The following is a 24,489-nucleotide window of genomic DNA, read 5'->3' on the forward strand; positions in this document are numbered from 1 at the left end:
GTCAGAGATCAAATCAGGCCGCGGCTCTGGCGAAGAATGTACATATAGGTGCGGATCTGCTGCACATAGTGAAGGGCCTGACGGCCCCGGCCTCTTCCATGGCGGAGTTTTGCGTAGATCTCCGGCCTCTGGAGCAAAGGCAGGACCTGGCGAAGGTCCGTCCACGAATCAGGATCGAGACCACGGCGAGCGGCCAGAATGCGCGCATCCAGCAGATGGCCGAACCCCATATTATAGGCCGCCAGCGCCATCCAGACGCGGCTGTCGCCCTCGATCCCGTCCGGCAGCCTTTCCTTGATGCTGGCGAGATATTTCGCGCCGCCTTCAAGACTTTCCAATAGATTGAGACGATCTTCCACGCCGAGTTCCCTGGCGGTCGGCAAGGTCAGCATCATGAAACCGCGCACGCCTGTGGGGCTGCGGGCTTTCGGGTTCCAGTGCGATTCCTGCCATGAAATCGCGGCCAGCAACTCCCAGGGCAAACCGCTCCCGGCCGCCGCCCGGCGAATCGCCTTCTCGTATTCCGGCAGCACATCCTCGATGGCGCGGCGGAAGCTCCGGATGTCGACATAGTCGAAGAGCGAGAGGAAGCCGTGATAGCGGCGCTCCAGGCGCGCGATGAGCCCGGACTTCTCCGACTGGGCGAACCATTCCGACAATTTGCCGTCCAGCTCCTCTTCCCCCTTCGGAAAAGCCCACCCGACCGGTTCGTCCTTTGACAGATAAAACGCTCTCCGGAGTTCGATCCTGTAGGGCTGGGTGACCTTGAAGGTGATGCTGTTGGCGACGGTGCAATCCGCCTCCCCGTCCGCCACACGGGTGAGGAGCTCATCGGGCGATGCATTTTCGATGCTCACATCGATCTCTTCCGACGCCTCGGCCTTCTTTGCAAACAGTTCCGCGCCATAGGTTCCCGCAGCCAGCATTATGCGACGCCCTTCCAGATCCTTCATCGACCGGATCCGGCCCGCGGGGCGGCGACACGCGACGAGCTGGCGCACGGTTTCATAGGGTTGCGTGAAGGCGAAGCGCTCGCGCCGCGCCTCCGTGGCGACGATGCCGGCGGCTGCGATATGACCGGCATTGTCCGCCAGCGCGTCGAGCAGTTCCGGCTCGGTGTTATAGACACGGAAGTCGACCTCGACACCAAGGTCCTCTGCGAAGTCCCTTGCCAGCGCATATTCGAAGCCGGTCGGGCCGTCGCTGCCTTCATAATAAAGCGCGGGCGAAACGCGGGTGAGGACGACAAGCCGTCCGTCGGACAGAATGCCGTCCAGACCCGGCGTGACCGGCGGCACATAGACCTGCCGGATAATCGAAAATGCGACGCCGAAAACGATCACGCCTGCCACGGGGAAATAGGGTCCGTAGCCCGCAGGCGTCGCCGGGAGACGCGCCTTGAGCCACACGCCCATGGCGTGCAAATGCGCGCTCATCCTTGAAGCTGCCGATTTCAGCGCCGCTTTCAAACCCTGCCCCGGACGTTGGATCCGGCAGAAAGCATAACACAGCCTTGCGGAGGCGGCTAAAGACGGGACACGAAAAAGGGGCCCGGAAACCGGACCCCTTTGCAAAGGCAGGAAAGTTTCCTGTCTTATTTTCCCTTGGGCAGTTCGTTGAACGCCTTGTCCTTGTCCACGCGCACATCCTGCGGCAGACCCAGCACGCGCTCGGCCACGATGTTGCGCAGGATTTCGTCCGTACCGCCGGCGATGCGGTAACCCGCCGCGCCGAACCACTGCTCGGTATAGGCGCCTTCCAGCGGCGACACGTTGCGGTCGCGGATGATGCCGCCCTGGTCCTGAAGATCCATGCCGAAGGAGCCGAGGTCCTGCATCTTCTTGGCCGCCACGATCTTGCTGATCGAGGATTCCGGTCCGGGCGTATCCCCCTTCGACAGCGCGGTCAGCGTGCGGAAGCGGGTGAATTTGAGGCCCTGCGCCTGCACATACCAATCGGCGATGCGCTCGCGCACGGCGCCATTGTTGATGGCCGGACCGTCCGCGATATCGACATCGCGGGCAAGGCGGATGAGGTCGTCCACATCCGCATTGCCCTGACTGCCGCCCACCGCGAGACGCTCGTTCATCAGCGTGGTCAGCGCGACCTTCCAGCCGTCACCTTCCTTGCCGAGACGCTGATCGTCCTTCACGCGCAGATCGGTGAAGAAGACTTCGTTGAAGCCGCTTTCGCCCGACATCTGCCGGATCGGGCGCACTTCCACGGCCGGATCCTTCATGTCGATCCAGAACATGGTGAGGCCCTTATGCTTGGGCACGTTCGGATCGGTACGGGTCAGCAGGATGCCGTAGTCGCAAAACTGGGCACCGGAGGTCCAGACTTTCTGACCGTTGATGACCCATTCATCGCCGTCCTTTTCCGCGCGGGTGCGCAGGCCGGCCACATCCGAACCGCCGGCGGGCTCGGAGAAGAGCTGACACCAGATCTCCTCACCGCGGATGGCGGGCTTCACGAAGCGCTTCTTGTGCTCGTCCGAGCCCCAGGCCATGACGGTCGGAATACACATGCCGAGGCCGATCGCGAAGATCGATCCGGGTACGTCATATTTCGACTCTTCCTGACCATAGATCACGCTGTGGATGGGCGAGGCGCCGGCACCGCCCCACTCCTTGGGCCAGGTAAGCGCGGCATAGCCTGCATCGGCCTTCTTGGCCTGCCATTCCTTGTTGCGCTTGACGACCTGATCCTGCGTGCGGTCGACGTTGGTGTTCTTGGCTTCCGACTTCAGTGTCGCGTTCTTGCTCAGCCACTCGCGAACCTCTGCGCGGAATTTGGCTTCTTCCGGTGTGTCGTTGAAATCCATGACGTTATTTCCCTTTGCCGAATTCTGTTTTTGGTTCGCTCAGGCTGCGTTCTTCGCTTCGAGGCGCGAGACGAGCTTCTCTTTCCACTGGGCGGAAGCGCCCACGGTGAGAGCCAGCAGCTTGGCGCGGCGGTAGTGGAACTGACAGTTCGACTCCCATGTGTAGCCGATGCCGCCATGGGTCTGGATGTTCTCCTGAGCCGCGAAGACATAGGCGTCGTTGCCCGCGATGCGCGACGCGGCGGCGGCTTCCGTCAGTTCCGAGCCTTCGTCGTTCAGCATCATCGCGCCGTAATAGGCGTTGGACTTGGCCAGTTCCTTCTTCACATACATATCGGCAAGCTTGTGCTTGATCGCCTGATAGGAACCGATCTGACGGCCGAAGGCGTAGCGCTCCAGCGCATATTCCTTCGCCATTTCCAGCGAGGCCTCGGCACCGCCCACCTGCTCGAAGGCAAAGAGTACTGCCGCGCCGTCCAGCACACGCTGAAGCTGCGACCAGCCCTGACCGGCCGGGCCCATCAGTTCGGCAGGCGCATCCTTGAAGGTGAGCTGCGCATGAGGCCGCGTCGGGTCGATGGTACGAAGCGCTTCCGCCGTCACGCCGCCGGCCTTGAGATCGACCAGCGCGAGCGAGATCGCGCCCTCGCCGCTACCGCCGGAATTGACGACCACGACGGCCACGTCGGCCGCTTCGCCATCGGCCACCGGCTGCTTCACGCCATTGACCTTGCCATTGGCGAAGGAGGTTTCGATGTTGCGCGGATTGGCGGCCTTCAGGCCCTCGCCCATGGCGAGCGTGCCGACGGCTTCGCCGCTGGCGATTTTCGGCAGCCATTTCTGCTTCTGCTCTTCCGTGCCGAAGAGCTTGATCGCTTCCGCGGCAAGATAGATGGAGGAAGAGAACGGCACCGGCGCCGCGGAACGGCCCAGTTCCTCGGCGATCACACAAAGTTCCAGCGCGCCGAGGCCAAGACCGCCATAGGCTTCCGGGATGGCGGTACCGGTCAGGCCCATGTCCACGAGGCCCTTCCAGACGCCGGCATCATAGGCGTCCTTGCCTTCCAGATGCTTGCGCACGACGTCATAGCCGCATTTGTCGCCCAGGAACTTGCGTACCTGCTCCTTGAGCATCTTCTGGTCGTCGGAAAAATCGAAATTCATAGTACCTCCCGCAAGGCCGGTAGCGGCGGCGCATTGTCCCTGCCCGCCGGATCCGGCTCTTTCATGACTTTCCAGTCCGGAAAAATGGTCTTGTCGCCCATCCCGACAAGTGCCGGGACGATCCGTTTGGCGCGCATTGTTCCCGCATTTCCGCCATCTGAAAAGGCCCGCTTATTTTACGTCGCGTCGGGCTTGAGGCGTTCGGGACAGCCATGGGCGCGCCTGTTCCCAAACCGCAAGACTCTCGACTTCCTGATGGCAAAATCTTGGTTTTCTTTAACAGCCTGCTAACCGGCCTTCGCCGATGATGCCCGAGGCGAGAGGTCAGGATTAGAGGCAAAGGATATTGCGGAATGGCCAAGGCACAATTTCATAAGAACCAGCGCGTTTATGTCCGGCCCGTGGGCACATGGGCGGTGATCGAGCGGCTGGTGCCGCAATGGGTCAAGGACATGGATGAGCCGTTGCGCATCAATTACGATGTCGGCCTCGGCCGCGAGTTCCGTGCCAATGAGCTCGAAACGGAAGAAACCGAGGCCCTCACCCATCTCGATCCCAATATGGAAGAGTGGCATGTGCAGCGCGTGCCCAACAAATGGCGCTCGGACTCGGAATCCGCCAATCACCCCGTCCCCGGCACCCATCCCGTCATCGTGACGGGCGGCCATGAAGGCGGGGGCTGGCGCGTGCCCGGCATCGAATACGACCTCTATCCGGATCGCTGCGAGATGCAGGCGCGGATCATGGCGGCGAGCCCGCAATTCATGGTGCTGCTGCAGCACCTGATCGAAGTGGCGCGCAACAATCCGGAAAACCTGCCCGACGATGTGATGGATATCGCCAATGACGCCGCCGCGACACTGGCCAAGGTGCTGCGCCAGGGCGTGGCGGAGGAATAAGGCGGCGCGAGCTAGCCCTCATCGAGCCGCCCCTCCTAAAGACCCCGAAGGGCCCCCGGGACGGAAAATCCCGGTCGGGCACTTCAATTCCGCCCCAATTCCGCCACGCGAATTGCGGAACCTTTCCCGAACGATTATCTCCTGTCCACGGGCCGACGCGCGAGGTCTATGGAGCTGCGGCTTGCCGCCGGTCCTCCCCTTGTCCGTCCGCGGCCCGATTGCCCCCCGGTTTCGAGTGATCATCCATGAAAAATGAAGACCCCCGCACCATCCGCCTTGCCGAATACACGGCGCCCGCCTTTCAGATCGATGAGGTGGCGCTCGACGTTTCGCTCGACCCGAAGGCGACGCGGGTGCACTCAAAGCTGACCGTGCGCCGGAACCCGGACAGCAAGAGCGCCGACGCCCCCCTCGTACTGGACGGGGAGAAGCTGACGCTTCACGAGGTAAAACTGAACGGCGAGACGGTGAGCCCGAACGCCTATCAGGTCGACGACGCCCAGCTGACCCTGTTCGATGCGCCGGAGGGGCCCTTCACGCTCGAAATCGCAACGACTTGCGCGCCGGAGGAGAATACGGCGCTGACCGGGCTCTATCTTTCGAGCGAGATCTATTGCACGCAATGCGAGGCGCAGGGCTTCCGCCGCATCACCTATTTCCCGGATCGTCCCGACGTGATGGCGGTCTATCGCACGCGCATCGAGGCCAACAAGGCCGATGCGCCGGTGCTGCTCTCGAACGGCAATCTGGAAGCGAGCGGCGATCTGGACGGCGGGCGGCATTTCGCGGAATGGCACGACCCCTTCCCCAAGCCCTCCTATCTCTTCGCACTGGTGGGCGGCAAGCTCGACCATGTGGAAGACACCTTCACCACCATGTCCGGCCGCGAGGTGACGCTTCGCATCTATGTCGAGCCCGGCAATAAGGACCGCTGCGCCTATGCGATGGAAGCGCTGAAGCGCTCCATGAAATGGGACGAGGAGCGCTTCGGGCGCGAATACGATCTCGACATCTTCATGATCGTCGCGGTCAGCGCCTTCAATATGGGGGCGATGGAGAACAAGGGTCTCAACGTCTTCAACGACAAATACATCCTTGCCCGCGCCGAGACCGCGACGGATGCAGACTACGCGGCAATCGAGGCGATCATCGTGCATGAATATTTCCACAACTGGACCGGCAACCGCATCACCTGCCGCGACTGGTTTCAGCTCTGCCTGAAGGAGGGACTGACCGTCTTCCGCGACCAGGAATTCACCTCCGACATGCGCTCGCGTCCGGTGAAGCGGATCTCCGACGTGAAGCTCCTTCGCGCGCATCAGTTCCCCGAAGATGGCGGGCCGCTTGCGCATCCCGTCCGGCCCGACGCCTATATCGAGATCAACAATTTCTATACGGCGACCGTCTACGAGAAAGGCGCCGAGCTGTGCCGCATGATCCATACGCTGGCGGGGCCGGAGCGCTTCCGCAAAGGCATGGACCTCTATTTCGAACGGCATGACGGCGAAGCGGCGACGGTGGAGGATTTCGTCACCTCGCTGGCCGATGGCGCGGAACTCGACCTCGGCCAGTTCATGCGCTGGTACAGCCAGTCCGGCACGCCGGAGGTGCTCGCGTCGGGCAATTACGATGCGAGCCGGAAAAGCTACACGCTGACGCTGAGCCAGGTCTGCCAGCCGACGCCGGGCCAGCCCAAAAAGGCGCCCTATCACATCCCCGTCGCCATGGGGCTCGTGGGGCCGGACGGCCATGACATTCCCCTGCAGCTTCAGGGCGAGGACGCGCCCGTCGGCACATCGCGCGTGCTGAACCTGACCGAGCAGGAACAGACCTTCCATTTCACCAACGTGCCCGCAAAGCCGGTGCCGTCGCTGCTGCGCGGGTTTTCCGCGCCGGTGAAGCTCAATGCCAATCTCAAGGAACGCGACCTCATGTTCCTGATGACGCATGACAGCGACCCGTTCAACCGCTGGGAGGCGGCACAGCGCTACGCAACGGGCCTGCTGATCGGGCTTGTCGGCGCACAGGCCAGTGGCGAGAAGAACCGTCAGGGGACGGCCTTTGCCGAGATGATCCGGTCCCTGCTCGCCGACAGCTCGCTCGACCCCGACTATGTGGCGCAGATGATCGTCCTGCCGAGCGAGCAGACCATTGCGCAAACGATCGGCAAGGATGTCGACCCGGACGCGATCCATACGGCGCGGGAGACATTGCGCGGCTCCATCGCAGCACAGCTTCGCGATGAGTTTGCAGCAGCCTATGAGGCCTTCCGGGTGGACGGGCCTTATTCGCCCAATGCCGACCATGCCGGCCGCCGGGCACTGCGCAATGCCTGCCTTTCCTATCTGGCCGCTGTGCCGGGCTCTCGGGAGGGCGTCACGCTTGCCCTCACGCATTACAGGCAGGCGACCAATATGACGGATGCGATGGCCGCGCTCGGCGTTCTCGCCAATGTGGATGGAGCTGAGCATGACGAAGCGCTTGCCGACTTCTATGAACGCTGGAAAGACAATCACCTCGTCGTGGACAAATGGCTCACCCTGCAGGCGCTCTCCACACGGCCGGACACGCTGGCCCAGATCAAGCGCCTGACCACCCATCCGGCCTTCAACATCAAGGGACCGAACAAGGTGCGCGCGCTCATCACCAGCTTCGCAGCGGCCAACCAGGTCCGCTTCCATGCGAAGGACGGCGCGGGCTACGAATTCGTCGCCGACAAGGTACTCGAACTGGACCGGCTGAACCCGCAGGTGGCGGCGCGGATGCTCGGCAGCTTCAAGAGCTGGCGGCAATTCGAGCCGTCGCGGCGGACGGGTATGGAAGCCGCGCTGAAGCGCATTGCCGAAACCGAGGGTTTATCCCGCGATGTCTATGAAATCGCGACCAAGACGCTGGCCTGATCGACATGGGATCGCATGCGATCCGGTTGGCGGACATTCGCCGAAAAGGCGCTATTCTCATCGGGTAATGTCTGTGGACTGAGTCCGAATTGCATCGGTTAATGAAAAGTTAACGCACGACTATGGACAAAGCTGTGCCCAAGCCGAATCATCGCCTTCAAGCAACTGATTCGGAACGGCTATACAGGCAAGGGCCATGGCGGACGCCAGCACCGGCAGACATGAAACGATAGGCAAGATGGGCGACCGACCGGCCATATGGCATTCGTCGCTTCGGCGGAACGGATGGTTCGGCATGTCTTCTGGAAAAGTCGCCCGGCTTCTGCTCGCCCTTTCCGGGGTCGGGCTTGTCGCGCTCAACGTCGTCCTTTATCTCGACGAGGGCTTCTCGCGCACGCTCGTCTTTTCGGGCCTCCTTTCGGCCGGCTATGTGGCGCTTGCCTGGCTCCTCGTTCATCTGCGCGAGAGCAAGCTGGAAGCGGAAGCTGCGCTGGTGGAGAACCAGCAGCGCTTCGACATGGCGTTTGCCGGTGCGCGCTGCGGGATCTGGGACTGGGACCTGACGGAAAACCGGGTCTACTGGTCGGCGGCGATGTTCGACATGGTCGGCCTCAAGCAGCCCTCGCGGCGTATGTCGCCCAATGAAGTGAAAGCGCTGACGCATCCCGACGACCTCAAGGCGATCGACGAAATCATGCAGGCGGCAAGCCGCCCGTCCCGCTCCTACGACACGGATTTCAGGCTGAAGCATGCCGATGGCTCCTGGGTCTGGGTCCACGCCAAGGGTCAGGTCTGGGGCGGCGGCCGGCTCGCCAGCGAACGGCTTGTCGGCATCACCATCGACATCACCGAACAGAAGCTCGCCGAAAAGCGCGTCTCGGAAGCGAATGAGCGCCTGCGCGACGCCATCGAGAGCATTGGCGAGGCCTTTGTGCTCTGGGACGGCGACAACAAGCTGGTGACGTCCAACAGCAAGTTCGCCGAATTCCTCGACCTGCCGGAAAGCGACGTGGCGCCCGGCGGCACCCTGCCCGACCTGATGGCGCGCGCCTCGGTGGCGGAAAGCTGGCCGCAGCCCGGCACGGGCCGCAATGAAAGCGTGCGTGAAATCCACCTGCCCAGCGGGCGCTGGCTGCAGATCAGCGAACGCCGCACCAAGGATGGCGGGCATGTGAATGTCGGCACCGACATTACCGACATCAAGACGCAGGAAGCGCAGCTGACCGAAAGCAAGGGCGAGCTGGAACGCACGGTGCGCGACCTCGAAACTTCGCGCCAGAAGCTGCAGGAGCAGGCGCGCCAGCTCGTGGACCTCGCCGAGAAATACGCCGTCGAAAAGACGCGCGCGGAAACGGCGAACCGCTCCAAGTCGGAATTCCTCGCCAATATGAGCCATGAGCTGCGCACGCCGCTCAATGCGATCATCGGCTTTTCGGAGATGATGGAGTCGGAGCTTTTCGGCCCGCTCGGCGCGCCGAAATATCACGAGTACACGAAGGACATCAAAGGCTCCGGCCAGCACCTGCTCGAACTCATCAACGACATTCTGGATATGTCGAAGATCGAGGCGGGTCGGATGACGCTGGAAAAGGAAGACCTCGATATCGACGAAGTGCTGGGCGAGTCCTTGCGTCTGGTCAGCGGCCGCGCCGAAGAGGCCGACCTCAAGATCGTCAACGAAGTCTCGGCCCTGCCCCATGTGCAGGCGGACAAGCGCGCCGTGAAACAGGTGCTGCTCAACCTCCTCTCCAATGCGGTGAAGTTCACGCAGGCCGGCGGCAGCATTCACGTTACCGGCACGACGGGGAACGGGATGCTCACCATTGCGGTGCGCGATACCGGTATCGGCATCCCGTCCAGCGCGCTCGCCAAGATCGGGCGTCCTTTCGAACAGGTGGAAAGCCAGCACAACAAGACGCACAAGGGCACGGGCCTTGGCCTTGCCCTGTCGCGCTCGCTGGTGGAAATGCATGGTGGCGAACTCGACATCGACAGCATCGAGGGCGTCGGCACGACAGTGAGCTTCACGCTGCCGCTCTGAGCGTCACTTCTTTTTTGCGACACAGCATTGGCCGTTTCCCGCCCGGCGCGTTAGGTTGCGCTCGCCCTTCGAGTTTCGAAAAAGACGAGGAAACGATGACGCAGGAACGGCAGGCCTCCCGGCAACGCAGCTTTTCAATCCATGTCGGCCACGAGCAGATCGTGATCGAACGCACTTACGAAGTCGTCAGTATCGTCAACGACTTCATGGTCGGCGCCTGGTTCCTTGCGGGCAGCATTCTCTTCTTCTGGGCAGAGACCACTTACGACGGCACATGGCTTTTCGTGATCGGCAGTGCGCAGCTTCTCATCCGCCCCGCGATCCGGCTCGCGCGCCACATCCATCTCGGACGCAGCACACCGAGCTATTCGCAGTGGTGAATTAGCTGCCTAAAGAATAGGGGCAGACCTGGACGGCGTTGCAAACAGCGTTTTTTCGTCACCTGCCAAAGCAACCGCTGCTTAAATTCCCGCACTGCAGGTCATGCACATTCGACAAGGGTACCGTCTGTTTGCTATCGAACCAGATATTGAACCGGCAAAAGAACCGCAATCGCCCAAGCCAACTGAATTAGCAGAATCACACTCCACGGAACCCAATACTTCTCCGGCTTCACTCTATCGAATGTATAGAAACTTTTTACTGAATCTCGGTTTGCATCGCTTCGTTTCCAATACAAATATCCTCCCGTACGAATAATTGGAAAGGGCGCTAGGAGCAGCGCAATATCAAACGGGTACGGCACCAAATAGAACATTCACAATCTCCCGGGAACATCCGCATACGCTGCAAGTGATGCGTTAGCGTCACGTCTGAAATAACGGTTAGACTTGGACAGCATTGCAAATGCCATTTTCTCGCCACCCGCTACAGCGACCGCCGCTTCAATTCCCCGCGCTGGAGGTCACGAGGGCATCTTTATCTTGTTATCGAACCAGATATTGAACCGGCAGAAGAACCACAATCGCCCAAGACAACTGTATTGACCAAAGTCCTACCGAAGGGACCCAGTATTCCTTTGGCTTCAATGATCTGTAAGCCCATATATGCCTTGGAACACCAGGATCGGCGCCACTTCTTTTCCAATGACGATACCCGACCGTACGCAGAATGGTGTAAGGCGCAAAAAGCAGTGCAAAATTAAGAGGCCAGGGGATGCAATAGAACATTCGCGCCCTTCTCCCAGGAAATGAGCGACGGCGCATAGGAAGCAAGCGGTACGCACCGATGATACGCAAATGCAGAAGGAAACGCCGCAACTCCCGACTGCGCGGCCCTCTCCTCACCCATCACCCGTTCATCACTTGCCCCGGGTGACACGCCAGCATCGCGTCAGAGATACCAGTCATATTCCAGCGCGGAGATTTCGCTGTTGAACTTGTCGTATTCGAGGATCTTCGTCTCGGCATAGACGTCGACATATTCCGCGCCGAAATATTCCCGCATCGGCTCCGAATTGCGCAGGCGCTTCAATGCGCTCGGCAGATAGAACGGAATGTTCTCGTCCACGATATCGCAGGCATTTCCTTCCGCCGGGGCGCCGGGATCGCATTTGTTGACGATGCCGTAGTGGATGCCCGCCAGAATGGCCGCGACGACGAGATAGGGGTTGGCGTCCGCACCCGTCACGCGATGCTCGATGCGACGCGCATGCGCGGGCCCATTCGGCACGCGGAAGGCGACGGAACGGTTGTTGTAGCCCCAGCTCGCATTGACCGGCACAAACAGGTTCGGTCCGAAGCGGCGATAGGAATTGAGGTTCGGCGCGAAGATCGCCATGGAATCCGCGAGCAGCTCCTGCACTCCCCCAATCGCGTGACGCAGCGTGTCGGACCCGTCATCGGCGCCATTGTCGAAGACATTGTTGCCCTGTTCGTCCTGCACCGACACATGGACATGCATGCCATTGCCGGTCTGATCGGGGAAAGGCTTGGCCATGAAGCTCGACACGAAGCCGTGCTTGCGCGTGATGGCGCCGATGAGATTTCGCAGCATCACCGCGTGGTCGCAGGCAACCAGCACATCGCTTTCATGATTCAGGTTGATCTCGTACTGGCCGGGCGCGAACTCCGCCGTGGCTCCGGAGGCCGGCACGCCCTGCGCGGCAGCGGCTTCGTCGATTTCCTTCAACAGCCCCATAAAGCCGTCAAGTTCCGTGATGCCGTAAACCTCATTGGCGGTTTCGCGCATCCCGGTCGCCGGATTGATCGGCGCCTGCGGCCTGCCCTTCGCATCGTTGGTCTTGTCGAGCACATAGAACTCGAATTCGCAGGCGATGGTCGCGTGGAGGCCGAGTTCGGCGAGCTTGTCCTTCACCCGGGCAAGCACATTGCGCGGCTCCAGCCAGAGCGGCGAGCCGTCCTTGCCCTGCATGGTCATCAGCACCTGGGCCTGCTTCATCGAGGCCCATGGCACCGGCACGATGGAGCCGGACAGAGGAAAGCTTTCCGCATCGGGGTCGCCGTCGGAAAAGCCCATGCCGAGAATGTCTTCATTCACCCCGGTCACATCGAAGAAATAGATCGATTGCGGCATCTGGATACCGCCGGTGAACACCTTGTCCGCTTCTTCGGAGGGAAAGCGTTTGCCGCGGACGGTGCCGCACATGTCCACGAAGATGGCGTCGAGGTAGTCGATCTCGCCATTCTCCTGGATGAATTTCTCGTATTCGGCCAGCGTTGCCAGACGCGTTTCGGCGGCCGGGGTGGACGTCTTCTTTCGATCACTCATAAAAAACCCAAAGGTCAGAGGTCAGTCCAGCGATAGTAGCTGAGAGCCCCCCTCAGATACCAGCGCCGCAACGCCGCAAAGGGGATGAGGCCGGGTTCTCCCCGGAAAGGCGCGGGTAAATCGCTTTCCGAAGCCTTTCCCGCGATAAGGCGGGCGGCCATGCGGCCCGCCCAGGGGGCGGCGGACACCCCGTCTCCATGATAGCCGAGCGCGGCAAGCGCCGTCCGGTCGTTCTCCATATAGGCGATGGAGGGGGTCAGGCGGCGCGTCATGCAGACGAAACCACGCCAGTAATGGGTGGTTTCCACCTCCGCCCATGCCGGGAAGACCTCGCCGAGGCGTTTCTCCATCCAGCGGCGCATGACCGCCCCGTCCTCCGGCCTGCCCGTCAGGTCGCCCCGCGAGCCGAAGAGGAACCGATTGTCCGGCAGCATTCGGTAATAGAAAAGCAGGCTCCGCGTGTTGGAACAGGGCCGCTCCGTCCGCCATTTCTGCGCCAGCCTTTCGCTCTCGGTGAGAGGACGGGTGACAATGATATTGGACAGAACCGGCACCAGCCGCTTTTCAAGGCGGCGGTCGAGAGCCGGACGGATAAAGCCATTGGTGGCCAGGATGACCTTGCGGGCGCGCAATGTGCCGCCCGGCGTGACCAGATGGTGCCAGTCGTCATGCTTCTCCCAGCTTTCGACGTTGCTGCCGCCATGCAGTTTCGCGCCGTGACGGGCCGCCGCTGCGGCCAGGCCCCGTGCAAAGCGCAGGGGCTGCAGCCCGAAGCCTACCGGGTCGAAGGCAGCGCCGAACTGTTCGGTGGAGTCATATTGGCTGGCGGCCACTTCTTCCCGGCTCATCAGCCGGGCCTGAATACCGAAGCCGTCGCGCCAGAGGCGAACTTCCTCTTCCAGCTCCCGGAAGCGCTTTTCGTCATGGGCGACATGCAGCGTGCCGTCGCCTTGCGGGCTGTAGTCTATCCCCTCGTCCCGCGCCAGCGCCTGAACGAGCTCCACCGCCTCGACCTGCGAGGAGATGAAGCGCCGTGCTTCCGCCTTTCCGAAACGCGATACCAGTTCGCCGAGCCCCAGCCCGGTGGGCTGCAAGGCGCAGAAGCCGCCATTGCGGCCCGAGGCGCCCCAGCCGAGCGGCCCCGCCTCAAGCAGGCGAACATCTACATTGTGATCGCGGGCAAGATGCAGCGCGGCGGAAAGCCCGGTATAGCCGCCGCCGATGATGGCGACGTCGCACGTCGCCTCTGCTTCGCTGAAAGCGCCGCTATCGACGCCCGCTGCGAGAGGGGGTGCCTCTTCTTCCCAGAAACTCCCCACCGGAACGGCGGGGTCATACATACTCGAATGATACCAGCTCATACGTGTGAGCTTAGCGCAGACACACGAGCCCGTCTTACATCAATTTGCGGAAAGAGACCTGTCAGTGATCGTCGTCGTCATCGTCCCGGTCCCAGCGGCGATGGCGGTCTTCGCCGATCTTTTTGGCAACATGCTTTCGCTGCTCCGGCGTCATCTTTTCGAGCGTGTTGATGAAAGAGGTCTGGCCGATCTCACGCACCCGATCCATCGGCGCGTCTATTTCCGCCATTGCCGCGCGCACCTTGCCGCCGTCGAAGGGTTCGGCGGCAATCGCGTCCGCCAACGCCTTGCGACCGCTTCCCGCCTTACGCAGAAAAGGCCTCATCTCACGGAAACTCTCCCGCATGGACTGGCGCAGCATTTTGCGATCCTGGGGCGGCAATTCGCGCAAGGCACCGAAAATCCCGTGACGCGGTGCCCCTTCTCTCAATCCATCGGGGGCCTGCCCCGACCGCCAATGAAACACAAGCGGCGAGGCGATCACGGCGATCAGGAAAATATTCAGCGCTGCGGAGGCGAGAAAAGCGGGCCCGAGCCATCGGCGCTGTTTCGGGGACGAACCGGTATCGGTCTGCGGGTTCATATCGCTCATTGGGTCCATTCCTCGATATAGCTCGGATCAGCCAGCGCGATCGCGATCAGCTGGTCATCGGTAGAGTCCGCCGTCGCGGCAGCGGTGGTCGTCGCGCCGCCATTCGTCGCGATCGGGCTGATGCCGGTGGAGGTGCCCAGCGCAATCCCAAGCACCAGCGAGGCCGCCAGCGCGCCCGCGGGGAAAGCGGAGGAGCCATAAGGCCAGAGCGCGGCGGCGATACCGCGCAGCCCGCCGCCCTTCTTCGCCCGACCGGCCTCACGCCGCGCTTGCGGCAATTCTTTCGACACTTCCCTGGGGCGCGCGGCCATCAGCCGTTCCACCAGTTCCGCGGAGGGTTCCTCGACCGGCGCCGCGTTCAAAAGCGTATCCAGCGCCCTCGCGTCCTCCAGCAGTTGCCGTGCCTCGGCGGAAGCGGCGATCAGGTCGCGCGCCGCCTGCCGTTCGCCGGCGGGCCAGCCTGCCTCATCCGCACCATAGGCGGAGAGCAGCTCGTCGAGGCGTTCCAATGTCATCGGTCCAGCGTTCATCATTTCAACATCCCGTGGGCGGCCTGTATCTCAGGCGCCTGTATTCATTCTACGGAGCAACTCGTCCTTTTCCGTCGCCAGCGCCGCCTTGAGCGCCCGTCGTGCCCGGCCGAGTAGCGATTCCACGGCCTCGACGGTCACCTCCATCACCTCGGCGGCCTCGATATTGGTGAGGCCCTGATAATGCGACAATGTGATTGCGAGGCGCTGGCGCGGCGGCAATTGCTGCAACGCCGCGTCGACGCGCCGCGCGACATCCTTCTGCGCCATCGCTTCATAGGGCGTCGGGTCTTCACTCGCAGGCTCGGGGATCGCATCCAGATCGTCCATGCCCTGCTTGCGCAGCCGGTCGAGGCAGAGATTGGTGCCGACCCGGTGCAGCCAGGTGGAAAACTGCGCCCGGCCCGGCTCCCATTTTTCGGCGTGCTTCCAGACCCGCAGGAAAACTTCCTGCGCTATTTCTTCCGCGTCGGCCTGATTGCCGAGCATGCGCCGGGCGAGCGCCACCACCCGACCGAGATGGCGCTTCATCAGTTCGCGGCACGCGCTTTCGTCGCCCTTGGCGACGGCGGCTACCAGTTCGTCGTCCGGAATTCCGTCCAAACGCGGTCGTCCCCCTTCAATGCGCCCGGCATGACCGCCTTGCGCAGATATGACGAAAAGGTGCGGGCTTGCGCCCGCACCTTGCGGCTTTCGTATCGGGTGCCGCTCTGCAAGCTTACCCCGATTTGCCGTTTCAGGCATGATCGCCACACCGCGGCATGTCAGCCACGCTTGCCGAAACCACGGCGGCCTTCGCCGCGCTCGACCTTGCCGTCGTCATTCCGGTCCATATAACCGAACATCTTTTCGGTCCGGGCCTGGAACTCGGCCAGCGTCACGCTGCCATTGCCGTCGGCATCGAGCATCTTGAAGTGCGCCCCGCGGCGTTCTTCGCGGCGCTCGCTCCACGCGGCCTTGCGCTCCGCCTTGGAGAGAGAACCGTCGCCGTCGCTATCCATCGCCTTGAAGCGTTCGGCCGCGAAAGCGCCGGCTTCATCCTTCGTGATGACGCCATCCTTGTTCGTATCGGCGGCGGCGAGGCGGCTCATGAAGGGGCTGTCTTTCTTCAGTTCGATCTTGCCGTCGCCGTCACGGTCGAACCGCTTGAACATCTTTTCACCGCCTGCATTGAATTCAGCCAGCGAGACCTTGCCGTCCTTGTCCGTATCGGCCCGGCCGAAGCGCTGCCAATCGCCGCGCTTGCCGTATTTGCCGTGATGGCCATAGCCGTCACCGCGGCGGGACTTGTCGTAATCACGGTCGCCGGAACGCTTCATGCGCTTCTCGGCTGCTTCTTCCATTTCCTCGCGCGTGACCGACCCGTCGTCGTTCAGGTCCATCCGCTCGAAGCGCTTGCCGGCCATTTCCTTGCGCCGTTCGACGCGCATCTTCTGGCGGGCTTCGGTCATTTCCTCACGCGTGAGGGAACCGTTCCCGTCGAGGTCGAGCTTCGCAAACATATCGGCGCTCTGCGCCTTCGCTTCGTCGAGCGTAACGGCGCCGTCGCCATTCGCATCGGCCTTCTGGAACATGCCGCCATGATGGTAGCCCTGCGGGCCTTTACCCATGCCGGTCGTTGCCGCCAGGGCCGGAACCGCCAGCGCTACCGTGAGCGCGCCAATCGCGGTGAAAGTGAGCTTCTTCATTAAATCGCCTTTCGTCAGTTCGCCGTACCCCGGTGAGCTAACATTTGTTCGGGTCGCCCCGGAGACCGGCGGTCGAATGATGGGCATTCGGCCACCGGTCAACCGGGGGAAAGGAACGGCAAGGCTCGCGAGGGCCAGGGGGGAGGGCCAAAGCGCCTTCTCGCCGTTCCTGCATCAATAAACGGAGGAGACACGGCGTTCCGTCGCCAAAAGCGAAGAATTTTCCTGGATCAGCGATTTTCCGGGCGCGGGCGGATCCGGACGGGCAGTTTTTCGCGCCATACGGCCAGTTCGCGCCGGATTTCCGCCTCGACGGTGAGGTCGCCTGCGCTACAGGCCGCCGCCTCCACCGTGGCAAGGGCGAGATACTGGCCGGTCTCGGGCATGAAGGCGAAGCTGGTGCAGACGCCGACCTGCCGCTCGCCCTTGCAGACGACGGCAAATGTCAGATCCCGCGCATCGTCCACCGTCAGCGCAACGATCCGGTGGCCGGCGGATTTCACAGCCATTCGCCTCAACGCGGCGCGGCCATTGAAGACGGGCTTATCGAAATCGACGTTTATCTCGCCCGGCATTTCAAAGGGCGTGCGCACATGATCGTGCGACACGGCGGAAAGCGCGCCGAGATAGTCCGTTCCCATGCGCGGGGCTCCCCGGTCGATGCGCACAAGGTCGCGCGTCTTCTCGCCAATGGCCTGAAGACCGGCCTCGCGGCCCGCCTGCATGAGATGGCGCCAAAGCGGCACCGCGTCGTCCTCTTCCGGCCAGAACTCGAAGACATCGCCGACATGGCGCAGGACCAGTACCGGCATGCCCATCAGCTCGCGTGTCTGGGCATGGCCTGCGAGGAGCAGACGCAAGGGCTCGAAGCCTGCCTCGTCCAACACCGCCTCGGCCAGCGGACCCGCCAGTTCGAGACCGGCGCCTTCCGCGCTCACATCCTCGGCATGGACCTGAAAGCCCGTCGAGTTCCGGCGAAGCCATGACAAGACTTCTTCTTCCGTAAACAGACGGAACTCGGTGTCGCCGATACGCGCAAGGCTCCCTTCGCCCACCAGCAATCCGTTTTCCTCGCAGAAGAAGACCGGGCTGAAATGCCCTTCCTCGAGCTTCGAAATATCCGATGTCACCATCCGGTTCAGGCAGTCCATGGCTTCACGGCCCGCGATGCGATAGCGGCGGCGCGATGAAATATCGGCCAGCGTCGCGCGGTGGTAGCGGGCGAAGACTTCCGTTTCCGGCGTATCGAGATGACCGGCCATGGTGAAGCCGTTCCGCTCGATCCAGTCATTGGTCCGGCTTTCCATCGCCACTTCGGCGTGAAGCGGGGTCATGCGCAGATGCCGCCTGAAGGGAAGACCGCCGCTCATGTGCGCCCTCCCCTGGCTTCGGCTTCGAGAACGGTTTCGGCGGCAAACTTGCCCGGCAGGCCGGTCACGCCGCCTCCCGGGTGGCAGCCCGCGCCGCAAAGATAAAGGCCGTTCACCGGCATTGCATATCCGGCCAGCTCCGGCTCGGGCCTCAGCCCCAGCAGGTCGAACGGGTTGAGCCCGCCCTGATGCCAGTCGCCGCCCCTGATGCCGTATTTCGTTTCGAGATCGGGCGGCGTCAGCACTTCACCCGCCAGAATGTAATCGGTCGCGTCCGGCGCATAGCGGCAGACGGCCCGGATCGCGCGCTGCACGAATTCTTCGCGCCGCGCTTCCCAACCGCCTTCGATCTCGTAAGGCACCTGGTGAACGAGGATCGACATGATGTGATGGCCGCTCGGCGCCAGGCTGTCGTCATGGCAGGTCGGCATCACGATTTCCATGACCGGATCGAGCGGCAGCGCGCCTGCCCGGGCGCTCAGCGCGGATTCCTCGACCTCATCCAGCGAGGGCGCGATGACGATGCGGCCGCCCACCTGTTCCGGCGTCAGACCGCGGAAGCCCGGCATGCCGTCCAGAGCCAGATTGATCTTGGCGGTCGCGCCGCCTGCCTTGCCAAGCGACAGACGGTCCGCCAGATCGGCTTCCAGATAGCGCGCGCCGACGAGACGCAGCAATGTTTCGCGCGGCGCGGCACCGGAAAGGATCAGCGGCGCCGACACCTCGATGCCATTGTCGAGAACGACGCCGCAGGCCGTCGTCCCGTCCATGAGGATGCGGCTGGCGCGCGCTTCGGCCCAGACCTCGCCGCGCTGGCCTTCGATCAGCGCCACAAGCGTTTCGGCAAGTGCGCCCATGCCGCCCCGCGGAATGGCAACGCCGCTTTTTGCCTTCAACGCATGGCGGTAGATGAGACGGAACGCCGTCCCCGCATCGTAAGGCGCATCGGTGGAGCCGAGCGTCGCATCGAAAGCGACGAGACCGCCCAGAAGCGGTGCCTCGAGTTCTTCATGCACCCAGTCGGAAACGCTCTTGGCCGCCAGAGACAGAAACGCCTCCCGCGCCCGCTCGCCAGAGGCTTCGGCGAGGACGGCGCGCGCCATCAGCTTGCCGCGCGCGGAGGAAGAGGCGGCAACCAGCGGCGGACGGTTGAGCAAGGGCGAAAGCCAGGCCGCGCTGTTTTCGAGCTTGCGCGCAAATGCGGTCCATTTCGCGCCGTCCTGTCCGCGAGCGGAAAGGAAAGCCTCGTCGTCTTTCGCATTGCCCGTCAGCACCAGATGGCGGCCGTCGGGATCGAGCGCGACGGTGGGCAGACCCGATGCCGCATAGGCAAAGCCATGCCGGGCGAGCTTGAGGTCTTTCACGACGCTGGCGGAAAGGCCGTCCATCAGATGGGAGACGGCGGGCAATGTGTATTTATGCTGAAGCTCGGCGGCCAATGCACCGCCACCGACAATGCCGCCGGCTTCCAGCACGAGAACGCGCTTGCCCGCCCGCCCGAGATAGGCGGCGGCGACGAGGCCGTTATGGCCGCCGCCGATGACGATTGCATCATATGCCTGCCGGTCGCCGGTCATGCGCCTTGCCTCCGCTTCATGGAGGCGAGGATGGCCGCGGCGGTGTTGGCGCCCGCGCGGGCGGGCAGCAGCGACCCCGGATGCGTGCTCTGCGAACAGAGATAGAAATTCTTCAACGGGGTCGCATAGCCGCCGCCCGGCGCACCGAAAGGCGTCGGCCGGTTGAAGAACATCTGGTCGAGCGTCATTTCACCCTGATCGAGATCGCCGGAGGTAATGCCGGTTTCGTTTTCGACCTCATGCGGCAACCACATCTCCTGCGTGCGAACGGTCTCGCGCAGGCCGGGCATCGCCGTCTCCAGCTTTTCCAGCACGGCATCCGTCAGGCGGCTCTTCTTTTCATCCGTCCAGGGACCGTCATGCGGCGTTTCGGGCACCCAGTTCACCAGCACCGACATCACGTGTTTTCCGGGCGGGGCCAGCGCGGGGTCGACAAGGCTGGGCAGGAAGACGGAAAGCTCAGGGTTTTGGGGCACCACATTCATATGCCAGCACGCATGCGCCTTGTCCTGCTCGGCCAAGCTGCCCATCAGACGCAGGCCGCCCGCCAGCGCCGGGCAATCGCGCGGCACGCCCTCGATACGGGGCTGCCGGTCCAGCGCGAGATTGAGTTTCGCGGTCGTTCCCTTCATGCGGAAGCGGCCCGCCGCCTCCACGAGATCGCCGGGGATATCCTTCCACTGGAAGAGCCCCAGGATCGTGCGCTTGAAATCGAGATCGGAAATGATGACGGGCGCGGCGATTTCCTCGCCATCGGCAAGCACCACGCCGCGCACCTGCCGGTCGCGCAGCTTCACATCCGTCACTTCCGCTTCCATGCGGAGTTCGCCGCCCGCCGCTTCGACGATACCCGCGAGACAGGTCACCAACGCATCGGTACCGCCCACCGGCAGCAGTAGACACGGGCTTCCCTCCGTCGCATCCGCGCCGCCCTGAAGGAACGGCACCAGCAGGCGCCAGGCGCTCATCGGCGAGGACGGCCCCACCGTCGCCCCGGCCAGCGCCGCGCCCGCAAGATGCGCCTTCACCAGCGGCGAGGTGAAATAGCGGTCCAGAATGGTGGAGATGCTTTCCGTCCAGATGTCGAGCTTGGCGGCCATGTCGGTGCGCGGCCAGGCGGCAAGCTCGCTTGCAAAGCCCAGACGGCGGCCGAAGGCTGAAAGCCCTGCCTCGCCGGGCTGCGGGAAGGCCGTCGTCAGCGCAGGCGTCACGACGTCTGCGAGCCGCAGCATGTCGCGGCGGTAGCGGCGCCACGCATCGCCATCCTCATGGGCATGGCGGGCGAACTCGGCGCGTTGGGCCGTCCCGGCGGAAAAGGAGGCCGTCCATTCGCCGGGGCCGAACCAGCTTACGCCCGCATCCACGGCGCGCACCCTGAGACCGGCTTCCGCCAGACCGAGGCCGGCATAGGTTGCGGGATCGATGAGGGCGCCGCGCAGCGACCAGGCGGGAAGGAAAAAGCCGGGCTCGACCGCGCGCATGGCGGCGGTGCCGCCCGCACGCCCATTGCGATCGAGCACCAGCACCTTCAACCCGGCGCGGGCGAGATGGGCCGCGGCTGTGAGACCGTTCAGACCCGCCCCTATGACGATCGCATCATGACGCACCATCGCGTCACCACCCCACTCATGCTGCGTCTCGCCGCGTCCATTACCTAAACGAAACGTACCATATTGGCACGTCCGGAATGGCGACGAGACACCGGGTGTTCATACACCCGGGCTGTTAACCATCTAAGACACGGATTCCCCTCTCCCTTTGCGCTTCGGCAGCTATCGGGAAGCGATGGGGGCGCCGGTCCTCAGGGGTGAAACTGCAAGAGTCCAGCCATGGAACCGGGACAGGCGGGGGGGCTTATCGGGCGGGGCCGACGATCTCTTCGAAGGCGGTCAGGACGCGGGCCTGGCTCTCGGCGAGCTGGCTTTCCAGCGCCTCGAAGCTGGGCGCATTGCCCGCTCTCAGCAGCAAGGTCTTGAGCCCCCTGCTTGCCTCGGCGGGCTTGAACACCCCTTCCACGCAGACGCGGATGGCCTGGGTGAGATTGTGGTTGAGTTCCAGCCCCGCGATCAGCTCGTCCACCTGCGCGGTGGGAAGAAGCCGGGCTGCGGCCACGGCTTCCAGCGACGTGCGCGTATGCGTGTTCAGCACTTCGTGGTGCTCCGCGCCATGGAGGAGTTGCAGATATTGCGCGATGAACTCGATGTCGATGAGCCCGCCGCGCACATGTTTCATCTCCCAGGGGTTCCGGTCGGGAAACTCCTTCGCGATGCGGTTGCGCATATCGGCCACATCGACGGCGGTTTTCAGCCGGTCGCGCGGCATGGTGAGAATTTCACGAATGCATGCCTCGACATCCGCCATCAGATCGGCAGGGCCCGCAATGGGCCGGGCACGGGTCAGCGCCATATGCTCCCATGTCCAGGCCTCTTTCGTCTGGTAGGTCCTGAAGGCATCGAGCGGGGTTGCGATCGGCCCCGCATTGCCGGAGGGACGCAAGCGCATGTCGACTTCATAGAGCTTGCCCTCCGCCGTCGGCGCGGTCAGCGCGCTGATGAGCTGCTGACAGATGCGCGCATAATATTGCGAGGCATAGAGCGGCTTTGCTCCGTCGGACTCCACATCCGGCTTCGGCACGTCGTAAAGCACGATGAGGTCGAGATCGGATGAGGCGCTCATTTCCTCGCCGCCGAGCTTGCCCATGCCGAGCACGCAGAAGCGCCCGCCGGGAATATGGCCATGACGTTCGGCAACCTTCGCCTCCGCCGCGGGGGCCAGCGCCTCGATGAGTTCGCCCGCGAGCGCCGCATAGGCAGGCCCCGCCTCTTCGGCATCGGCGCTTCCCGTCAGCACGCGCACGCCGAGACGGAAGCGGTATTCGCGGGCCCAGACGCGGGAGAAGTCCAGCATGTCCTGATAGTCGACGGCATGGACGAGCTGCGATTTCAGGCTCTCGCGCAACTCTTCGCGTCCCGGCAGCACCTTGAAGAAATCGGGGTCGATTACCGCTTCCAGTACGCGCGGGTTCTGGCTGAGGTAATTGGCAAGCTTCGGCGCCGTGCCGCAGATACCGGCGAGCAGATCCAGCAGATGCGGGTTGGAATAGAGCATCGAGAAAAGCTGTACGCCCGCGGGCAGGCCGCGCATGAATTTGTCGAAGCGCGAAAATGCGGTGTCCGGGCTTGCCGTCCGCGACAGGGCGCGCAGCAAGGCGGGCATGAGGTCCGTCAGCAATTCACGCGAGCGCGCGGTGCGCGTCGCCGGAAAACGGCCCGAATGCCAGGCGCGGATCGCCTCCGACATTTGCGAGGCGTGGGTAAAGCCCATGCTCTGCAAGGTTTCCAGCGTGTCGGGATCGTCGTCCGTGCCGGTGAAAACGAGGCTGCCGCTTTCCTCGGCGAGCGGCGGCGCCGTCTCGAACAGCAAGGCGTAATGTCCCTGCACGGTGCCCAATGTCTTCGTCACATCGGCCGCGAAATCCCCGGCGCTTTCATAGCCCATAAAGGCGGCAAGCTGCGCGATGCCCTCATCGTTCGACGGCAGCGTATGCGTTTGTTCGTCCGCCACCATCTGCACGCGATGCTCCAGCGTGCGCAGAAAGCGATATGCCGTTTTCAGCTCCTCGGCGGTATTCGGTTCGATCCATTGCTGGCGCGCCAGTTCGTCCAGCATTTCCACGGTCTTCTTGCCGCGCAACGCATGTTCGCGTCCGCCCGCAATCAATTGCTGGGTCTGAACGAAAAATTCGATTTCGCGAATGCCGCCGCGCCCGAGCTTGATGTTGTGTCCCGCCACCGCAATCGCTTCATGCCCGCCGACCACATGGATCTGCCGTTTCATGGAATGAATATCGGCGATGGCGGCAAAGTCGAGATTGCGGCGCCAGATATAGGGCTCGATGAATTTCAGGAAGCGGGCACCCGCCTCCATATCGCCCGCCACGGGGCGCGCCTTGATGAAGGCCGCGCGTTCCCAGTTCTGCCCCCGGCTCTCGTAATAGGATTCCGCCGCCGGCAGCGAGACGGCGACCGGCGTACCGCCCGGATCGGGGCGGAGGCGCAGATCGGTGCGGAAGACATAGCCATCCTCTGTCCGCTCCTGCAGCAGCTTCACCAGATCGCGCGTCACCCGCACAAAGAACTCGCCATGGTCGAGCCCGTCCTTCAGCGGCAGCTGATCGGGCTCGTAAAAGACGACGAGGTCGATGTCGGAGGAATAGTTGAGTTCGCCGGAGCCGTATTTGCCCATGCCGAGGATGACGAGACCGCTGCCCTCTTCCAGCGGCTCGTCGGATGCGCGCAGGATCTGCCCGCGCTTGACCGCTTCGCGCAGCAGGAAATGCACGCCCGCCTGTACGCAGCAATCGGCAAAGTCGGTCAAGGCGCCGGTCACGCTTTCGAGCGGCCAGACACCGGCCAGGTCCGCCAGCGCCACGAGCAGAGCCGCTTCCGACTTCGCCTCGCGCAACGCCTTCATGAACGCGGCCCGGTTGTCGCCGAGCGCTGCCTCTTTCACGCTGTCGATGATGCGGGAAAGATTATCGGAGGGCGTTTCATTGAAGAGCGCAGGCACACGCGACGGATAGCGCAGCATGAGGCGGCCGAGAAAGGGCGAGTCGCCGAAAATGCCCGCGATGAGCTTTTGCGCGGTCTCGTTCGTCAGCAGGTCGCCGAGGGCCCTGCCCTCTTCATCGCCCAGACGTTCCGCAGCGGCCTCGAGGTCTGCGATGCCATGTTTGGCGCGCTCGGGATCATGGGCGATCAATGCCGGCTTGGCGGTCTCGATCAACGCGCCGTCGACATCTTTCCACATCCCG

General features: G+C 63.1%; 18 protein-coding genes. 4 read left to right on the plus strand and 14 right to left on the minus strand.

Annotation, left to right across the window (positions count from 1 at the left end; genetic code table 11):
* Positions 1–8: 8 nt before the first annotated feature.
* The 4 genes from mltF to ACSSVQ_RS04345 form a co-directional block, all read right to left on the minus strand.
* Positions 9–1,436 (minus strand): membrane-bound lytic murein transglycosylase MltF, encoded by a 1,428-nt coding sequence (gene mltF / locus ACSSVQ_RS04330; protein ID WP_454180982.1) that lies wholly within the window; start codon positions 1,434–1,436, stop codon positions 9–11.
* A 158-nt stretch (positions 1,437–1,594) separates the two neighbouring features.
* The gene (locus tag ACSSVQ_RS04335) at positions 1,595–2,824 is read right to left on the minus strand and encodes an acyl-CoA dehydrogenase family protein (protein WP_454180983.1); all 1,230 of its coding nucleotides are present in this window, start codon (positions 2,822–2,824) and stop codon (positions 1,595–1,597) included.
* 39 nt (positions 2,825–2,863) lie between these two features.
* Positions 2,864–3,988, minus strand: a complete 1,125-nt coding sequence (locus ACSSVQ_RS04340; protein WP_454180984.1) for an acyl-CoA dehydrogenase family protein — start codon at positions 3,986–3,988, stop codon at positions 2,864–2,866.
* The gene (locus ACSSVQ_RS04345; protein ID WP_454180985.1) at positions 3,985–4,125 is read right to left on the minus strand and encodes a hypothetical protein; all 141 of its coding nucleotides are present in this window, start codon (positions 4,123–4,125) and stop codon (positions 3,985–3,987) included. The genes ACSSVQ_RS04340 and ACSSVQ_RS04345 overlap by 4 nt, the downstream gene beginning before the upstream one ends.
* Positions 4,126–4,341: 216 nt before the next feature.
* Here ACSSVQ_RS04345 and ACSSVQ_RS04350 point away from each other — a divergent pair, with 216 nt between their 5' ends.
* The 4 genes from ACSSVQ_RS04350 to ACSSVQ_RS04365 all read left to right on the plus strand — a co-directional run bounded on the left by ACSSVQ_RS04350 (position 4,342) and on the right by ACSSVQ_RS04365 (position 10,208).
* Entirely contained in the window at positions 4,342–4,887 is a 546-nt protein-coding gene (locus tag ACSSVQ_RS04350) for a hypothetical protein (RefSeq protein WP_454180986.1), read from the plus strand.
* Between the two features lie 245 nt (positions 4,888–5,132).
* Positions 5,133–7,787 (plus strand): aminopeptidase N, encoded by a 2,655-nt coding sequence (gene pepN / locus ACSSVQ_RS04355; protein WP_454180987.1) that lies wholly within the window; start codon positions 5,133–5,135, stop codon positions 7,785–7,787.
* Between the two features lie 295 nt (positions 7,788–8,082).
* Entirely contained in the window at positions 8,083–9,828 is a 1,746-nt protein-coding gene (locus tag ACSSVQ_RS04360; protein WP_454180988.1) for a PAS domain-containing sensor histidine kinase, read from the plus strand.
* 95 nt (positions 9,829–9,923) lie between these two features.
* A complete protein-coding gene (locus ACSSVQ_RS04365; protein WP_293323806.1) occupies positions 9,924–10,208 on the plus strand; it encodes a YrhK family protein in 285 nt (94 codons plus the stop codon).
* A 952-nt stretch (positions 10,209–11,160) separates the two neighbouring features.
* On the opposite strand, the gene ACSSVQ_RS04370 is transcribed toward ACSSVQ_RS04365, so the two are convergent.
* From ACSSVQ_RS04370 to ACSSVQ_RS04415, 10 genes are all read right to left on the minus strand, one after another.
* Entirely contained in the window at positions 11,161–12,558 is a 1,398-nt protein-coding gene (locus ACSSVQ_RS04370) for a glutamine synthetase family protein (protein WP_339614408.1), read from the minus strand.
* Positions 12,559–12,572: 14 nt separating this feature from the next.
* Positions 12,573–13,919, minus strand: a complete 1,347-nt coding sequence (locus tag ACSSVQ_RS04375; protein ID WP_454180989.1) for an NAD(P)/FAD-dependent oxidoreductase — start codon at positions 13,917–13,919, stop codon at positions 12,573–12,575.
* A 61-nt stretch (positions 13,920–13,980) separates the two neighbouring features.
* On the minus strand, positions 13,981–14,511 hold the full coding sequence (locus ACSSVQ_RS04380; protein WP_454180990.1) for a periplasmic heavy metal sensor: 531 nt from the start codon (positions 14,509–14,511) through the stop codon (positions 13,981–13,983).
* Positions 14,508–15,044: a hypothetical protein gene (locus ACSSVQ_RS04385; RefSeq protein WP_454180991.1), complete on the minus strand. Its 537-nt coding sequence runs from the start codon at positions 15,042–15,044 to the stop codon at positions 14,508–14,510. The genes ACSSVQ_RS04380 and ACSSVQ_RS04385 overlap by 4 nt, the downstream gene beginning before the upstream one ends.
* Before the next feature lie 27 nt (positions 15,045–15,071).
* Positions 15,072–15,644, minus strand: a complete 573-nt coding sequence (locus tag ACSSVQ_RS04390) for an RNA polymerase sigma factor (protein ID WP_293325571.1) — start codon at positions 15,642–15,644, stop codon at positions 15,072–15,074.
* Between the two features lie 161 nt (positions 15,645–15,805).
* The gene (locus ACSSVQ_RS04395) at positions 15,806–16,729 is read right to left on the minus strand and encodes an EF-hand domain-containing protein (protein WP_454180992.1); all 924 of its coding nucleotides are present in this window, start codon (positions 16,727–16,729) and stop codon (positions 15,806–15,808) included.
* Between the two features lie 230 nt (positions 16,730–16,959).
* Positions 16,960–18,099 (minus strand): hypothetical protein, encoded by a 1,140-nt coding sequence (locus tag ACSSVQ_RS04400; RefSeq protein ID WP_454180993.1) that lies wholly within the window; start codon positions 18,097–18,099, stop codon positions 16,960–16,962.
* Positions 18,096–19,676 (minus strand): phytoene desaturase family protein, encoded by a 1,581-nt coding sequence (locus ACSSVQ_RS04405; protein ID WP_454180994.1) that lies wholly within the window; start codon positions 19,674–19,676, stop codon positions 18,096–18,098. The genes ACSSVQ_RS04400 and ACSSVQ_RS04405 overlap by 4 nt, the downstream gene beginning before the upstream one ends.
* Positions 19,673–21,286, minus strand: a complete 1,614-nt coding sequence (locus ACSSVQ_RS04410) for a phytoene desaturase family protein (RefSeq protein WP_454180995.1) — start codon at positions 21,284–21,286, stop codon at positions 19,673–19,675. The genes ACSSVQ_RS04405 and ACSSVQ_RS04410 overlap by 4 nt, the downstream gene beginning before the upstream one ends.
* 244 nt (positions 21,287–21,530) lie before the next feature.
* Positions 21,531–24,485, minus strand: a complete 2,955-nt coding sequence (locus ACSSVQ_RS04415; protein WP_454180996.1) for a bifunctional [glutamine synthetase] adenylyltransferase/[glutamine synthetase]-adenylyl-L-tyrosine phosphorylase — start codon at positions 24,483–24,485, stop codon at positions 21,531–21,533.
* Between the last annotated feature and the right edge of the window lie 4 nt (positions 24,486–24,489).

The sequence above is a fragment of the Parvibaculum sp. MBR-TMA-1.3b-4.2 genome, assembly GCF_053628815.1.

Coding starts and splice junctions, on each gene's coding strand:
- mltF (WP_454180982.1), bottom strand. CDS start 1,436: ATGAGCGCGCATTTGCACGCCATGGGCGTGTGGCTCAAGGCGCGTCTC.
- ACSSVQ_RS04335 (WP_454180983.1), bottom strand. CDS start 2,824: ATGGATTTCAACGACACACCGGAAGAAGCCAAATTCCGCGCAGAGGTT.
- ACSSVQ_RS04340 (WP_454180984.1), bottom strand. CDS start 3,988: ATGAATTTCGATTTTTCCGACGACCAGAAGATGCTCAAGGAGCAGGTA.
- ACSSVQ_RS04345 (WP_454180985.1), bottom strand. CDS start 4,125: ATGCGCGCCAAACGGATCGTCCCGGCACTTGTCGGGATGGGCGACAAG.
- ACSSVQ_RS04350 (WP_454180986.1), top strand. CDS start 4,342: ATGGCCAAGGCACAATTTCATAAGAACCAGCGCGTTTATGTCCGGCCC.
- pepN (WP_454180987.1), top strand. CDS start 5,133: ATGAAAAATGAAGACCCCCGCACCATCCGCCTTGCCGAATACACGGCG.
- ACSSVQ_RS04360 (WP_454180988.1), top strand. CDS start 8,083: ATGTCTTCTGGAAAAGTCGCCCGGCTTCTGCTCGCCCTTTCCGGGGTC.
- ACSSVQ_RS04365 (WP_293323806.1), top strand. CDS start 9,924: ATGACGCAGGAACGGCAGGCCTCCCGGCAACGCAGCTTTTCAATCCAT.
- ACSSVQ_RS04370 (WP_339614408.1), bottom strand. CDS start 12,558: ATGAGTGATCGAAAGAAGACGTCCACCCCGGCCGCCGAAACGCGTCTG.
- ACSSVQ_RS04375 (WP_454180989.1), bottom strand. CDS start 13,919: ATGAGCTGGTATCATTCGAGTATGTATGACCCCGCCGTTCCGGTGGGG.
- ACSSVQ_RS04380 (WP_454180990.1), bottom strand. CDS start 14,511: ATGAGCGATATGAACCCGCAGACCGATACCGGTTCGTCCCCGAAACAG.
- ACSSVQ_RS04385 (WP_454180991.1), bottom strand. CDS start 15,044: ATGATGAACGCTGGACCGATGACATTGGAACGCCTCGACGAGCTGCTC.
- ACSSVQ_RS04395 (WP_454180992.1), bottom strand. CDS start 16,729: ATGAAGAAGCTCACTTTCACCGCGATTGGCGCGCTCACGGTAGCGCTG.
- ACSSVQ_RS04400 (WP_454180993.1), bottom strand. CDS start 18,099: ATGAGCGGCGGTCTTCCCTTCAGGCGGCATCTGCGCATGACCCCGCTT.
- ACSSVQ_RS04405 (WP_454180994.1), bottom strand. CDS start 19,676: ATGACCGGCGACCGGCAGGCATATGATGCAATCGTCATCGGCGGCGGC.
- ACSSVQ_RS04410 (WP_454180995.1), bottom strand. CDS start 21,286: ATGGTGCGTCATGATGCGATCGTCATAGGGGCGGGTCTGAACGGTCTC.
- ACSSVQ_RS04415 (WP_454180996.1), bottom strand. CDS start 24,485: ATGTGGAAAGATGTCGACGGCGCGTTGATCGAGACCGCCAAGCCGGCA.